Source organism: Limnohabitans sp. 2KL-3, assembly GCF_001269405.1.
GTDB lineage: Bacteria > Pseudomonadota > Gammaproteobacteria > Burkholderiales > Burkholderiaceae_C > Limnohabitans_A.
In genome coordinates this window covers 36,803-48,840 of the sequence record NZ_CXON01000015.1, presented here as the reverse complement: position 1 = coordinate 48,840, position 12,038 = coordinate 36,803, and the positions used below count along the sequence as shown (strand labels likewise).

Genomic DNA, 12,038 nt, shown 5'->3' with positions numbered 1-12,038 from the left:
AGACATGGACGATTTGAACGTCAACGACTATTTGAAAAGCCATATCCGCACCGTGCCCGACTGGCCTGCGCCGGGCGTGCAGTTCCGTGACATCACGCCGCTCTTGCAAGACCCGCGCGTGTTCCGTGTCTTGATCGATGCCTTTGTACACCGCTACATGCACCCGGCTTTGCGCCCCGATGTGGTGGCCGGTCTGGATGCGCGGGGCTTCATTTTGGGTTCGGTTGTGGCCTATGAATTGGGCCTGGGTTTTGTGCCCATCCGCAAAAAAGGCAAGCTGCCTTTCACCACGGTGGAAGAAACCTACGAGCTGGAATACGGCAGCGCCACGGTGGAGTTGCACACCGACGCCGTCAAACCCGGCCAGCGCGTGCTGTTGATCGACGACTTGATCGCCACGGGTGGCACCATGATGGCGGGCAAAAAGTTGCTTGAAAAGCTGGGGGCCACCGTGATCGAGGGCGCGGCCATTGTCGATTTGCCGGAGCTGGGTGGCTCGCAGCGCATCCAAGACAGCGGTCTGAAATTGTTCACCTTGGTGTCGTTCGAGGGGCATTGAGCGCTGGCGCAGCTGTCGCGCAAGACGCTGACAGCGGGGTCAGCACGTTTTAAGCTGGTCTTTTCAGCTCTTTGCACCCACTGCCATGAACGCACCCCACACCCCGCCAGCGGTCGCCGACGACCGCCTGCCTTACGCCAAACCTCAACCCTGGGGCATGGCCCCCGACATGGTGGTGCACGATGTGCAAACCGAGGACGAGCGCCTGTGGGCGCCGGTGGGCGAGGGCATTTGGTCGCGCCCGCTGCACCTGAACGTGTCCGGCGGCTTTTATGTGCACCTGCTCAAAGTCAAGCGCTCGGGCCTGTTGCAGCGCCACCGCCATTCGGGCATGGTGCATGCCCATGTGCTGCGCGGCAAATGGTTGTATCTGGAGCACGACTGGGTGGCCGAAGAAGGCAGCTACGTGTTCGAGCCGCCGGGCGAGACCCACACCCTGGTGGTGCCCGACGACTGCCAGGACATGGTGACCCTGTTCACCGTGCATGGCGCTTTGATGTACGTGGACACCCAAGGCAACGCCACGGGCTACGACGATGTCTTCACCCGCATCGAGAAGTACCGCGCCCACTTTGAAGCCGTGGGCCTGGGGGCGGATTACGTCAAGCAATTCATGCGATAAACACGGCCCTTGCCAGGAAAAAACCCCCGCCCCTTGTACAAAAGGCAGGGTTTGGGGGGGTTAAAGTCAGGCCAGTGCTGTCCAGGCTTTATCGCTCGATGGTGCGGTTCCAGCGGGCATTCCAGGTGGGACGGTTTTCATTGATGACCGACCAATCGAGCACCACCGCTGTTTTCATGTAATCGGCAAATTGCCGGAGTTTCAATTTGGCATCGTCGCCCACGGCGGGTGCTTTGGGGTTGGATGGAATTTGATTGCCATGCTCCAGCCCAGCCGCTTGGGCAGACGCTGACAGCAGGTGCTCGGCCAGCTTTTGTGACAAAACCGGCTCAGAGTTGTTGGCGATCACACACTGGGCCACCATGAGCACCACCGAGCCTTCTTTGGGCTGAGCGTATTCCACGGCAATGCCTTTTTCCTGCAAGGTGGCCACGCTCGTGGGGGTCAGGGGGGCGATGGCCGCTTCGCCGTTCTGGATCATTTCAGCCAATTTGGCCGAGCTGGGGATGTACTCCAGCACATTGGGGCCAATCGATGATTTCCATGCCGCAAAGCCGGGCTCCACATTGGCCTCGGTGCCGCCTTTGATGCGGTTGAACATCAAGAAACCATGCAGACCAAAGGATGATGAGGGCATGGACTGGAACACCACCTTGCCCTTGTATTTGGGATCGGCCATGTCCATCCAAGAGGTGGGGGCGGCCCAGCCTTTTTCAGCAAACATCTTCTTGTTGTAAGCCAGTCCGGTCATGCCCATGGTCACGCCCGCTGCAATGTCATCCTTGAAACGAGCGGTCGGAAAAATCTCATTCAAGGCCGGGCTGGGTTTGAGTTTTTCACACAGGCCCATGCCGGCCGCACGGATCATCACGCCATCGTCCAGGAACATCACATGCATCTGAGGCTTGTCTTTGTTGGCCTGCGCCTTGGCCAAGATTTCGGAAGAAGTGCCAGGCACCACCACCACCTTCACGTTGTTGGCCTTTTCAAAAGCCGGAAAGACATGGCTGGTCCAGGTTTTCTCCATCACGCCGCCATTCATGCCGATGTACAAAGTTTTGGTTTGGGCCTGCGACAAGCTTGGCGTCAAGGCCGCGAGTGCAACAGTGAGGGCACAAAGCGGCGTTTTTACAGAAAGAGTGGATCGCAACAAGGGGGTCATGGTAAGTCTCCTGGGGTTGATGTGACGGACGAAGAAAGGGCAGAAAAACGGGCAATCGAAAAAGCCTCGATGGGCGTGGACGAATGGCCGTGGCAAACCAGTTCGGTCAACACCTCTCCCACAGCGGGGCCGGTTTGAAAACCAGCGCCTGCGAAGCCAAAAGCGTGAATCAGGCCGGGCGTGGTCTGGCTCCAGCCAATCACCGGCTCGTGGTCTGGCAAGTAGCCTTCTGTGCCACTCCAGGTGCGGATCACATGGGCATGCCGCAAGCGGGGGAGCAATTCAACCGATCGGGCCAGCACCAGGCCAATGGCTTCGCGTGAGGGACTGGCCCGCAGATCATCGAGCGCAAAACCACGCGAGCCACCGATCACGCAATTGCCTCTGGGCGCTTGTCTGGCGTAGATGCCACCGCCTTCGACACCCAGGCTCAGGTTCATGAATGTGGGCAGGGGTTCGGTCACGGCCATGACCGGGTGTGCCGAGACCATGGGCACGGATTCGTTGAATTGGGCGGCCACTTGCCCTGCCCAGGCCCCTGCACAATTGAGCAAATGGGTGCTGCCGATGCGAACCCCCGTGTCCGTGTCCAACTCGAAACCACTCGGTGCATGAACCAGGCGCACACAAGAAGTCCTCTCCATGATCACCGCCCCTGCATCTTGCGCGGCCTTGGCAAAAGCAGGTGACACCAGCCGGGGGTTGGCGTGACCATCTTCAGCACACAAAGAACCGCCCACGATGCGTTCGCCCAGCCAGGGGTAGGTTTTGCGCAAAGCATCGCCCCCGATGATCTGCAAATCCAGGCCATGGCTTTGGCATTGATCTCGGTACGCTTGCAGCGAGGCCATGTCCGCTTCTGTTCGGGCGATCTTCAGATGTCCTGAGCGAATGTATTCGCCTTCGATCCCGATCACAGCGGGCAAGCGCCCCCAGATTTCGTGGGCTCGCTGAGACAGGGGCAGCTGCACCAGCGAGCGACCTTGGCGGCGCACGCCACCGTAGTTCACTCCGCTTGAGCGTGATCCGCACACATCCCGCTCAAGGAGCACAACCGATTTGCCGTGTCGCCTCAAAGCCAAGGCAGCAGAGGCCCCGACAATGCCGCCGCCCACAATGGCCACATCAAAGTCTTGTCTGCGGCTCATGCAGGCCCCTCGGTTTGGGCGCTGAAGGTGTTTTCAAAAGGAATGGGTTTGATGGGCGCTTGCCCACGCAAACGGCCCACCTGCGAGGGCGATTGCTGCGTGCAATGCGCCAGCAACTCGGCTGCGGCGCACCCACACATCCGCCCCTGGCAGCGCCCCATGCCCACACGCGAAAAAGCCTTCAAACGGTTCAACTCAAGCGCCCCTGATGCTTTGGCCGCGTTGCGAATGTCTCCGGCAGTGATCTCTTCGCAGCGGCAGATCACCACCGCATCCGAGGTCAACGCGGGCCATTGGCGCGGCTCGGGAAAGGCCTTGGTCAAGCCCGCGCCAAAAATTCTGCGTCGGGCCATCATTTTGTCCAGCGCATCGATGCGGGCTTTTTCATCTTCGCTCAGTGTCAGTCCTTGATCGCTGAGCAAGGCCCAAGCCGCCCGTTCACCAGACCATTGCGCGGCATCGGCACCCTGAATGCCCGCCCCATCACCGGCCAAGTAAACCCCCGGCACTGAGGCGCGGCCCGCGCTGTCTTTGGCAGGCAACCAGGCCCTGTCGGCCTCGTCATACGCCCATTCGCAACCCAACAAATCGGCCAACTGCGTTTCGGAGCGCAAACCGTAACCCGTGGCCACGGCATCACAAACAAGGCGGTGTTCGCCTTGTTTGTCGCGCCAGATCAACTGCTCTACCGATGCCTTGCCCAGCGCTTGCACCGGCAAGGCACCTCGGTGAATCGGCACGCCATGCGCCATCAGCCAAGCCACGTAATACACGCCTTTGGACAGCATCGATGCCTGGGCCGTCAGCTCAGGCAAAGCGCGAAGTTGATCGCTCCACTGGGCACTGTCCAAAATGGCCGCCACCTGCCCGCCCGCTTTGGCGTATTGGTAAGCCACCAAATAAAGCAACGGTCCCGTGCCCGCAAAAACCACTTGGCGGCCAATGGCGCAGCCCTGAAATTTGAGCGCCACTTGGGCGCCGCCCAAGCTGAAGACGCCCGGCAGTGTCCAGCCCAGAAAGGGCAAGATCCGGTCGGTGGCTCCGGTGGCCACCAGCAAGGCTCCATAGGGCAAAACCGATGTCTTGCCCTCGTGCAGCAAATCCAGGCAAGCCGCTTGTGCATTCCACACCAAGGTGTTGGGCCGGTAATCAATGTGCGGCAACAAGTCCTGCATGGCCTGGAGCACAGCCCCGGCTTTGCCCGACTCAAACCCGTAAAGGGCCTTTGGGCTGCGCTGAAAATGTGCAGGCGGTTGGCGGTAAATCTGACCGCCGTGGCGAGCGTTTTCATCCAGCACCACCGGGCGCAAACCTTTGCGCACCAGGGTTTGCGCAGCCAGCATGCCGGCCGGTCCTGCGCCCACGATCACAGGGGGTGACTGAAGCTTGTTCATGTTTTCACCACCAAGCGCATCCCTGACTCAATCAGGCGCAGACAACTGCGCAGCCGGGCACCGTCTTCTGTGGTGACCCAGCAATCCTGGCAAGCCCCCATGACACAAAACCCCGCCCGCAGGGTGCCCGATGGATCGCTTTGGCCCAGAGCGCGATTTTGAGTCAGCAAGGCGGTCATGATGGTGTCACCCACCAACGCCTCGCACGCTTGGCCATTGAGAAAAAACCCCAGCGTCTCACGCTCGGTCTCGGCCAGTCTGACCCACAAACCTGAGCCTGCGCAAGGTTCTTGTTTCATTTGCCACCCAACAGTATTTTGTCCAGACCATACAGTCGGTCCAAGATGACCATCACCCCTGCGGTCAAAGCCACCATCAAAGCCGACACGGCCGCCATCAAGGGGTCGACCGACTCGGTGGCGTACATGTACATGCGCACGGGCAAAGTCACCGTGGCCGGAGAAGTCACAAAAATGGACATGGTCACCTCATCAAAGCTGTTGATGAAAGCCAGCAACCACCCACCCGTCACGCCGGGCAAGATCATGGGCAAGGTCACGCGCCTGAACACTGTTGCCCGACTGGCCCCCAAAGACAAAGCAGCGTGTTCACAGTGCTTGTCCATGCCCACGGCCGCCGCCAGCACCAGGCGCAAGGCATAGGGTGTGATCACCACCACATGCGCCAACATGAGCCAATAAAAATGGCCTGTGGCCCCGATCAGCGTGAACAGCCTCAAGATGGCCACGCCCAGCACCAAGTGCGGCACGATCAACGGCGAAAGAAACAAGGCATTGAGAGCGTCACGCCCTTTGAATTCATAGCGTGAGATGGCCAGGCCCGCAGGCACGGCCACCAACGTGGACAAGCTGGCTGCACCCAAGGCCAGCCACAGACTGTTCCAGAACGATGTGACGAAATCAGGGTGCTCAAACACGGCCTTGAACCAGCGCAACGAGTACTCGGTGGTCGGAATCGTCAGGGTGTTTTCAGGTGTGAACGCGACCAGGCAAACCACAATCAATGGGGCCAGCATGAAGACCATCACCAGCGCATTGAACAGTTTTGCAAGCCAGCCATTCGAGGTCATGCCACCCCCATGGATTTTTTGTAGCGGCCTTCCAGCACGCGGTTGTAGCTGAGCATGACCAGCAGATTGGCCACCAGCAAAATCAAGGCCAAAGTGGCCCCCAGTGGCCAGTTCAATTCGTGCAGGTATTCGTCATAAACCACAGTGGCCACCATTTTCAGACGCCTCCCCCCCAACAAACCCGGAATGGCAAAAGCACTGGCACACAAGCCAAACACGATCAGACAGCCCGACAAAATTCCGGGCATCACCTGTGGCAACACAATGCGACGCACAGCAGTCCATCGCGATGCCGACAAAGACAGCGCCGCCTGTTCGACGCCCGGGTCGAGCTTTTGCAGTGAGGTCCAGATCGGAATGATCATGAAAGGCAGCATGACGTGCACCAAGGCAATGACCACGGCCCACTCGGTGTAGAGGACTTTGAATGTGCCCAGGCCCGCAAAGCTGAAAAATTGGCTGATCACGCCACGCGGCCCCAGCAGCATGCTCCAGCCAAAGGCTCTGACCACCACAGAAATCAACAGGGGAGCCAGCACCACCAGCAAACACACCGTGCGCCATGGGTCACGCATTCGGCTCAACACATAGGCCTCAGGCGCACCGATCAGCAGGCATATGGCGGTCGTCACGGCAGACACCCAAAACGTTCGCCAGAAAATTTCAAAGTAATACGGGTCGGTCAGCACCGCCACGTAATGGGCCAAGGTGTAGGCGTCTTTGACCCCCGTGTTGTAGTCAAAAACCTGGAATGACAGAATGCCCGTCATCAACAAGGGCAGCAGCAACAAACCACAAAACAGCAGCAAAGCCGGCGCTGACAGAAACCAGGGTGTCCAGCGTCCTGGTCTGCTCATGGCAGCACCCGCATGGCGGCATCAGACCAATCCAAACCAGTGATTTGCCCCTCGTGGAGGGGCAAACTTTCGTTGTTGGCGCAGGTCACGGTCAGCAGTCCCAGCGCTGTCTCGATCTGGTAGAGCCATTGGCTGCCCAGGAAAAAACGCGCCTTGACGGTCCCCTCCAGACGGCCCGTGCCGGGTGCAACACACTGAATTTTTTCGGGCCTCACGCTGACCATCACCGTTTGCCCATCGACCCAGACGCCGCCTGCGACTGGGAGCTTCAAGTCTTGCATGTCAATGCAGCAATCACCCTCGTGGTTTTTGAATTGGCCATGCAAGAGATTGGCTTTGCCGACAAAGGTCGAAATGAAGGGGGTCTGCGGGTTTTCGTACAGCGCGTAAGGCTTGTCGATTTGTGTGACGCGCCCTGCTTGCATGACCACCACCCGGTCGCTCAGCGACATGGCTTCGGTTTGATCGTGTGTGACCATGATGGTGGTGGTCCCCACTTTGCGCTGGATTTGCCGCAATTCAAACTGCATTTCTTCACGCAGTTTGGCGTCCAGGTTGGACAAAGGCTCGTCCAGCAACAACACTGGCGGCTCAATCACCAAAGCGCGAGCCAAAGCCACCCTTTGGCGTTGTCCGCCCGAGAGTTCCCGGGGGTAGCGCTGCGCCAAATCGCTCAGGTGCACCAAAGCCAAAGCCGAGGCCACGCGCTGGGCACGTTCGGCCTTGGCCATGGAGCGCATCTCCAAGCCAAAACTCACATTTTGGGCCACCGTCATGTGGGGAAACAGCGCATAGCTTTGAAACACAATGCCCAAGCCACGCGTGTTCGGGGCTTTGTGGGTGATGTTCTGGCCATCCAGAAAAATGTCACCTTCGCTGGCTTCTACAAAGCCGGCCATCATTTGCAGCGTGGTGGTTTTGCCGCAGCCCGAAGGCCCCAGCAGGGTGACGAACTCGCCTTTTTCAACGCTCAGGTTCACCTTGTCGACGGCGCATTGCGTGCCGTAAAACTTGGAAAGATTTGTCAGCGTCAAAAAAGACATTCACCACACTCCTGTGCCCGCTGGCCTGGCTTTGGCCTTTGCAAATATGGACGACGGACATTGACAAATGGTGTTTGAATCAGGCGATGGCGTCAACAGGGTATTTCATTAAATGATAAAAGTATTTATTTAATTCCATTCAGTCGAATTAAATCCATAAAATTTCTTCAAAACTTCGGATCATCAACATGACAACACCACAAATGGGATCAGGCGTGCTCGAACGCGCCTTCGCCATCATTGGCCATTTGTCCCAAGCCCAGCGCGAGGGTGCACGGGTGACGCAAATCGCCAAAGACATCGGTTTGACGCAAGCCACGGTTCACCGCACTTTGCAGGCGCTGATTGCCCAAAACGTGGTGGAGCAAGATGAGCGGACCAAGCACTACCGCTTGAGCATTGAGTTTTTTGTACTGGCCGCACGCGCTGGCAATCCATCGCATTTGCGCGACCTGTGCCGTCCATTGCTGCTGCGTCTGTCGGCCAGTTTGGGTGACACCCTTTTCTTATTGGCCCGCAGCGGGTTCGATGCGGTGTGCATTGACCGCAGCGAAGGCCCTTTTCCCATTCGGTCGTTCACGGGCGACATTGGCGGTCGTGTGGCCTTGGGGGTGGGGCAGGGCAGTTTGGCCATTCTGGCTTTTTTGCCCGAGGCCGAACGCGAAGAAGTGATCCGATTCAATGTGCCCCGTGTTCGCGAACTGGGCACACTCGACGAGGTGTACCTCAGGACCGAAATTGACCGGGTTCGGGCCCAAGGTTATGCCGACACCAACTCGGGTTTGCTCGAAGGCATGGCCGGTGTGGCGGTCCCTGTTTGTGACCGCGATGGCCACGCGGTGGCGGCCATCAGCGTCGGAACGATTTCAGCTCGCCTGAACGATCAGCGGCTGCCCACTGTGGTGGAGCTGCTCAAAAAAGAGGCGCAACGTGTTTCCCCACACATCAACCCCTTTGACCCCACATTGCGCAGGCCGCTGTCTTGTCTTGCGGCCTGGATGCCCAATGGCTGAATGAGGAATCGGTTGGATGGATCGCTTACAGCGGCTTTTTGAGCCAGTGGGCAATCTCACCCACAATGCCCCGGCGAAAAGCCAGCACGCAAATCACAAAAATCACACCCTGGATGATGGTGACCCATGCACCCAGCTGGGCCAGGTAGTTTTGCATGCTCACGATGACAGCCGCACCCACCACCGGGCCAAACAAGGTGCCCAAGCCACCCACCAGCGTCATCAGCACCACCTCGCCCGACATGGACCAGTGCACGTCTGTCAGCGAAGCCAACTGGAACACCAGCGACTTGGTGGCACCGGCCGTGCCCGCCAATGCGCCAGAGATGACGAAGGCAATCAGCTTGTAGAGATCGGTGTCGTAGCCCAGCGAAATGGCGCGGTCCTGGTTCTCGCGAATCGCTTTGAGGATCTGGCCAAAGGGCGAGTGCACGATGCGCCAGATGAAGGCAAAGCCTGCCAAAAAGATGGCCAGTACAAACATGTACATGGCGCTGTTTTGTTCCAGGTCAAAAACGCCAAACAGCTTGCCCCGGGGCACGCTCTGGATGCCGTCTTCACCGCCCGTGAACGGGGTTTGCAGGTAAAAGAAAAACACCATTTGCGAGAACGCCAAGGTGATCATCGCAAAGTAAATGCCTTGCCTGCGGATGGCCAGCATGCCCGTGACCAAGGCCAGCACACCTGAGCACGCCGTGGCAAACAACACCGCCAATTCGGGGTTCCAGCCCCAAACCTTGGCGGCGTGCGCAGCGGCATAACCGGCAGTGCCCAAAAACATGGCGTGGCCAAAAGACAGCAAGCCACCAAAGCCGATCAGCAAGTTGAAGGCGCAGGCAAACAAGGCAAAGCACATGACCTTCATCAGGAAGATCGGGTAGACCCAGATGGGCGCGATGACCAGCACCAGCACCATGATGGCAAAGGCCACCCACTGGTGCGTGAACGACTGGGTCTTGAAAGAGGGCGTCGAGACTGTGGTCATGGTCTTACTTCTGGGTGCCGAACAACCCGGCAGGCTTGATCAGGAGAACAATGGTCATGATGATGAAAATCACCGTGCTGGAAGCTTCGGGGTAGAACACCTTGGTCAGGCCTTCGATCAGGCCCAGGCCAAAACCCGTGAGGATGGCACCCATGATGGAGCCCATGCCGCCAATCACCACCACCGCAAACACCACGATGATGATGTCCGCACCCATGGTGGGGTTGACCTGGTAGACGGGGGCGGCCATGACACCGGCAAAGGCCGCCAGACCCACGCCAAAACCATAGGTCAGCGTGATCATGCGTGGCACGTTGATGCCGAAGGCTTGGACCAAGCTGGGGTTTTCGGTCGCAGCACGCAGGTAGGCCCCCAGTTTGGTGCGCTCAATCACGTACCAAGTGGACAGGCAGACCACCAGCGAAGCCACGATGACCCAGGCGCGGTATTTGGGCAAGAACATGAAGCCCGTGTTGTAGGCCCCCTGGAAGATCTCGGGCACCGGATAAGGCATGCCCGATGAACCGAATTCGTGACGGAACAAGCCCTGGATGATGAGTGCCAGTCCGAAAGTCAGCAGCAGGCCATACAAATGGTCCAGCTTGTACAGCCGCTTGAGCATGGTGCGCTCAATCACCATGCCGGTCGCGCCCACCAAAATCGGTGTGACGATGAGCGAAACCCAGTAATTGATGCCCAACTTGGTGAGCGAAAGGTAGGCCACAAAAGCGCCCAGCATGTACTGGGCGCCGTGGGTGAAGTTGATGATGTTCAGCAAGCCGAAAATCACGGCAAGACCCAGTGAGAGCAGCGCGTAAAAAGAGCCGTTGATCAGCCCGATCAGCAATTGCCCGAACAGGGCTTGCGAGGGAATGCCAAAGATTTCCATGGTGATGTATCGACTTGCTTGAACGAAGGGCAGGGATTACTTCTTGACCAGAGGGCAGTCGCTCTCGGCCAATGGGCGGAAGGCCTCGTTGGCAGGGATCGTGGCGACCAGCTTGTAGTAGTCGTAAGGCCCCTTGGACTCGGCAGGCTTTTTCACTTCAAACAGGTAGGCTGGGTGAATCTTGCGGCCGTCGGGACGCACGCTGCCTTTGCCAAACAAAGGATCGTCCGTAGGCATTTCTTTCATCTTGGCCGCCACTTTGGTGCCGTCGTCCGTCTTGGCCGCGTCCACCGCCTTCAGGTAGTGGATCACGCTGGAGTACACACCGGCTTGCACCATCGAGGGGTATTTGCCGCCTCGCTCAGCTGCAAAACGCTTGGAGAAGGCACGGGTGTTGTCGTTCAAGTCCCAGTAGAAGGTCTCGGTCAACATCAGACCTTGGGCGGTGTTCAGGCCCAAAGAGTGCACGTCAGGCAAAAAGACCAACAAGCCAGCCAGGTTCTGGCCGCCCTTGGTGATGCCAAATTCGGCGGCTTGCTTGATCGAGTTGGTGGTGTCACCACCGGCGTTGGCCAAGCCAATGATCTTGGCTTTGGACGCTTGTGCTTGCAGCAAGAAAGAAGAGAAGTCTTGTGTTGGGAAGGGGGTGCGCACTTTGCCCACCACTTTGCCGCCGTTCTTGGTCACCACGGCTTCGGTGTCACGCTCCAGGGCGTGGCCAAAAGCGTAGTCGGCGGTCAAGAAAAACCAGGTGTTGCCACCGCTTTTGACAATCGCCTTGCCCGTGCCGTTGGCCAGCATCCAGGTGTCATAAGCCCAGTGGATGGTGTTGGCGTTGCAAGCCTTGCCGCTCAGGTCGGCCGTGGCCGAGCCGGAGTTGACGTGCAGCTTGCCCTTGTCGCTGGAGATCTTGGCAATGGCCAAGCCCACCGACGATGTGGGCACGTCAGCGATCATGTCGACCTTGTCGGTGTCATACCACTGGCGTGCAATGTTGGAGCCCACATCGGGTTTGTTTTGGTGGTCAGCGCCCACGATTTCCACTTTGAGCTTGCTGCCGGTGGCCTTGATGTAGTCGTCCACCGCCATTTTGGCGGCGGTCACCGAGCCGGGGCCCGTGATGTCGGAGTAAAGACCCGACATGTCGTTGAGCACACCGATCTTGACGATGCCGTCAGAGATCTGGGCTTGTGCACCACCCGCAAAGGCACAGGCGGCCAAAGCGGCCAAGGAAAGAAGTTTGCGTTTCATCGTGCTGTCTCCGTTAAGAAAAAAA

13 protein-coding genes are annotated in these 12,038 nt (G+C 58.5%); 3 read left to right on the top strand and 10 right to left on the bottom strand.

Annotated features, from left to right (window positions below; all coding sequences use genetic code 11):
• Positions 1–4: 4 nt before the first annotated feature.
• Together AMM41_RS16130 and AMM41_RS16125 are read left to right on the top strand one after the other, a co-directional pair.
• Positions 5–559, top strand: coding sequence for an adenine phosphoribosyltransferase (locus AMM41_RS16130; RefSeq protein WP_089961325.1), 555 nt, complete (start codon positions 5–7; stop codon positions 557–559).
• Between the two features lie 85 nt (positions 560–644).
• Positions 645–1,181 (top strand): 2,4'-dihydroxyacetophenone dioxygenase family protein, encoded by a 537-nt coding sequence (locus AMM41_RS16125; protein WP_089961322.1) that lies wholly within the window; start codon positions 645–647, stop codon positions 1,179–1,181.
• 88 nt (positions 1,182–1,269) lie between these two features.
• Here AMM41_RS16125 and AMM41_RS16120 read toward each other — a convergent pair whose 3' ends face one another.
• Genes AMM41_RS16120 through AMM41_RS16090 form a run of 7 tightly spaced genes read right to left on the bottom strand, consistent with a single transcriptional unit; the run spans position 1,270 to position 7,875 of the window.
• Positions 1,270–2,343 (bottom strand): ABC transporter substrate-binding protein, encoded by a 1,074-nt coding sequence (locus tag AMM41_RS16120; protein WP_089961319.1) that lies wholly within the window; start codon positions 2,341–2,343, stop codon positions 1,270–1,272.
• Positions 2,340–3,491, bottom strand: a complete 1,152-nt coding sequence (locus AMM41_RS16115) for an NAD(P)/FAD-dependent oxidoreductase (RefSeq protein ID WP_089961316.1) — start codon at positions 3,489–3,491, stop codon at positions 2,340–2,342. The genes AMM41_RS16120 and AMM41_RS16115 overlap by 4 nt, the downstream gene beginning before the upstream one ends.
• Positions 3,488–4,885 carry an NAD(P)/FAD-dependent oxidoreductase gene (locus tag AMM41_RS16110; RefSeq protein ID WP_089961313.1) on the bottom strand — a complete coding sequence of 466 codons (1,398 nt, stop codon included), beginning with the start codon at positions 4,883–4,885 and terminating at the stop codon, positions 3,488–3,490. Before AMM41_RS16110 ends, AMM41_RS16115 begins: the two co-directional genes overlap by 4 nt.
• A complete protein-coding gene (locus AMM41_RS16105) occupies positions 4,882–5,184 on the bottom strand; it encodes a (2Fe-2S)-binding protein (protein ID WP_089961310.1) in 303 nt (100 codons plus the stop codon). The genes AMM41_RS16110 and AMM41_RS16105 overlap by 4 nt, the downstream gene beginning before the upstream one ends.
• On the bottom strand, positions 5,181–5,975 hold the full coding sequence (locus AMM41_RS16100; RefSeq protein ID WP_089961307.1) for an ABC transporter permease: 795 nt from the start codon (positions 5,973–5,975) through the stop codon (positions 5,181–5,183). The genes AMM41_RS16105 and AMM41_RS16100 overlap by 4 nt, the downstream gene beginning before the upstream one ends.
• The gene (locus AMM41_RS16095; RefSeq protein ID WP_089961304.1) at positions 5,972–6,832 is read right to left on the bottom strand and encodes an ABC transporter permease; all 861 of its coding nucleotides are present in this window, start codon (positions 6,830–6,832) and stop codon (positions 5,972–5,974) included. Before AMM41_RS16095 ends, AMM41_RS16100 begins: the two co-directional genes overlap by 4 nt.
• Positions 6,829–7,875 (bottom strand): ABC transporter ATP-binding protein, encoded by a 1,047-nt coding sequence (locus AMM41_RS16090; protein WP_089961302.1) that lies wholly within the window; start codon positions 7,873–7,875, stop codon positions 6,829–6,831. The genes AMM41_RS16095 and AMM41_RS16090 overlap by 4 nt, the downstream gene beginning before the upstream one ends.
• Positions 7,876–8,063: 188 nt before the next feature.
• Here AMM41_RS16090 and AMM41_RS16085 point away from each other — a divergent pair, with 188 nt between their 5' ends.
• Complete coding sequence (locus AMM41_RS16085; RefSeq protein WP_089961299.1) at positions 8,064–8,888, top strand: IclR family transcriptional regulator; 825 nt, start codon at positions 8,064–8,066, stop codon at positions 8,886–8,888.
• A 25-nt stretch (positions 8,889–8,913) separates the two neighbouring features.
• On the opposite strand, the gene AMM41_RS16080 is transcribed toward AMM41_RS16085, so the two are convergent.
• Genes AMM41_RS16080 through AMM41_RS16070 form a run of 3 tightly spaced genes read right to left on the bottom strand, consistent with a single transcriptional unit; the run spans position 8,914 to position 12,013 of the window.
• A complete protein-coding gene (locus AMM41_RS16080; RefSeq protein WP_089961297.1) occupies positions 8,914–9,873 on the bottom strand; it encodes a branched-chain amino acid ABC transporter permease in 960 nt (319 codons plus the stop codon).
• A gap of 4 nt (positions 9,874–9,877) precedes the next feature.
• Entirely contained in the window at positions 9,878–10,762 is an 885-nt protein-coding gene (locus AMM41_RS16075) for a branched-chain amino acid ABC transporter permease (protein WP_089961294.1), read from the bottom strand.
• A 36-nt stretch (positions 10,763–10,798) separates the two neighbouring features.
• Positions 10,799–12,013, bottom strand: a complete 1,215-nt coding sequence (locus tag AMM41_RS16070) for an ABC transporter substrate-binding protein (RefSeq protein ID WP_089961292.1) — start codon at positions 12,011–12,013, stop codon at positions 10,799–10,801.
• Positions 12,014–12,038 lie beyond the last annotated feature (25 nt).

Coding starts and splice junctions, on each gene's coding strand:
- AMM41_RS16130 (WP_089961325.1), top strand. CDS start 5: ATGGACGATTTGAACGTCAACGACTATTTGAAAAGCCATATCCGCACC.
- AMM41_RS16125 (WP_089961322.1), top strand. CDS start 645: ATGAACGCACCCCACACCCCGCCAGCGGTCGCCGACGACCGCCTGCCT.
- AMM41_RS16120 (WP_089961319.1), bottom strand. CDS start 2,343: ATGACCCCCTTGTTGCGATCCACTCTTTCTGTAAAAACGCCGCTTTGT.
- AMM41_RS16115 (WP_089961316.1), bottom strand. CDS start 3,491: ATGAGCCGCAGACAAGACTTTGATGTGGCCATTGTGGGCGGCGGCATT.
- AMM41_RS16110 (WP_089961313.1), bottom strand. CDS start 4,885: ATGAACAAGCTTCAGTCACCCCCTGTGATCGTGGGCGCAGGACCGGCC.
- AMM41_RS16105 (WP_089961310.1), bottom strand. CDS start 5,184: ATGAAACAAGAACCTTGCGCAGGCTCAGGTTTGTGGGTCAGACTGGCC.
- AMM41_RS16100 (WP_089961307.1), bottom strand. CDS start 5,975: ATGACCTCGAATGGCTGGCTTGCAAAACTGTTCAATGCGCTGGTGATG.
- AMM41_RS16095 (WP_089961304.1), bottom strand. CDS start 6,832: ATGAGCAGACCAGGACGCTGGACACCCTGGTTTCTGTCAGCGCCGGCT.
- AMM41_RS16090 (WP_089961302.1), bottom strand. CDS start 7,875: ATGTCTTTTTTGACGCTGACAAATCTTTCCAAGTTTTACGGCACGCAA.
- AMM41_RS16085 (WP_089961299.1), top strand. CDS start 8,064: ATGACAACACCACAAATGGGATCAGGCGTGCTCGAACGCGCCTTCGCC.
- AMM41_RS16080 (WP_089961297.1), bottom strand. CDS start 9,873: ATGACCACAGTCTCGACGCCCTCTTTCAAGACCCAGTCGTTCACGCAC.
- AMM41_RS16075 (WP_089961294.1), bottom strand. CDS start 10,762: ATGGAAATCTTTGGCATTCCCTCGCAAGCCCTGTTCGGGCAATTGCTG.
- AMM41_RS16070 (WP_089961292.1), bottom strand. CDS start 12,013: ATGAAACGCAAACTTCTTTCCTTGGCCGCTTTGGCCGCCTGTGCCTTT.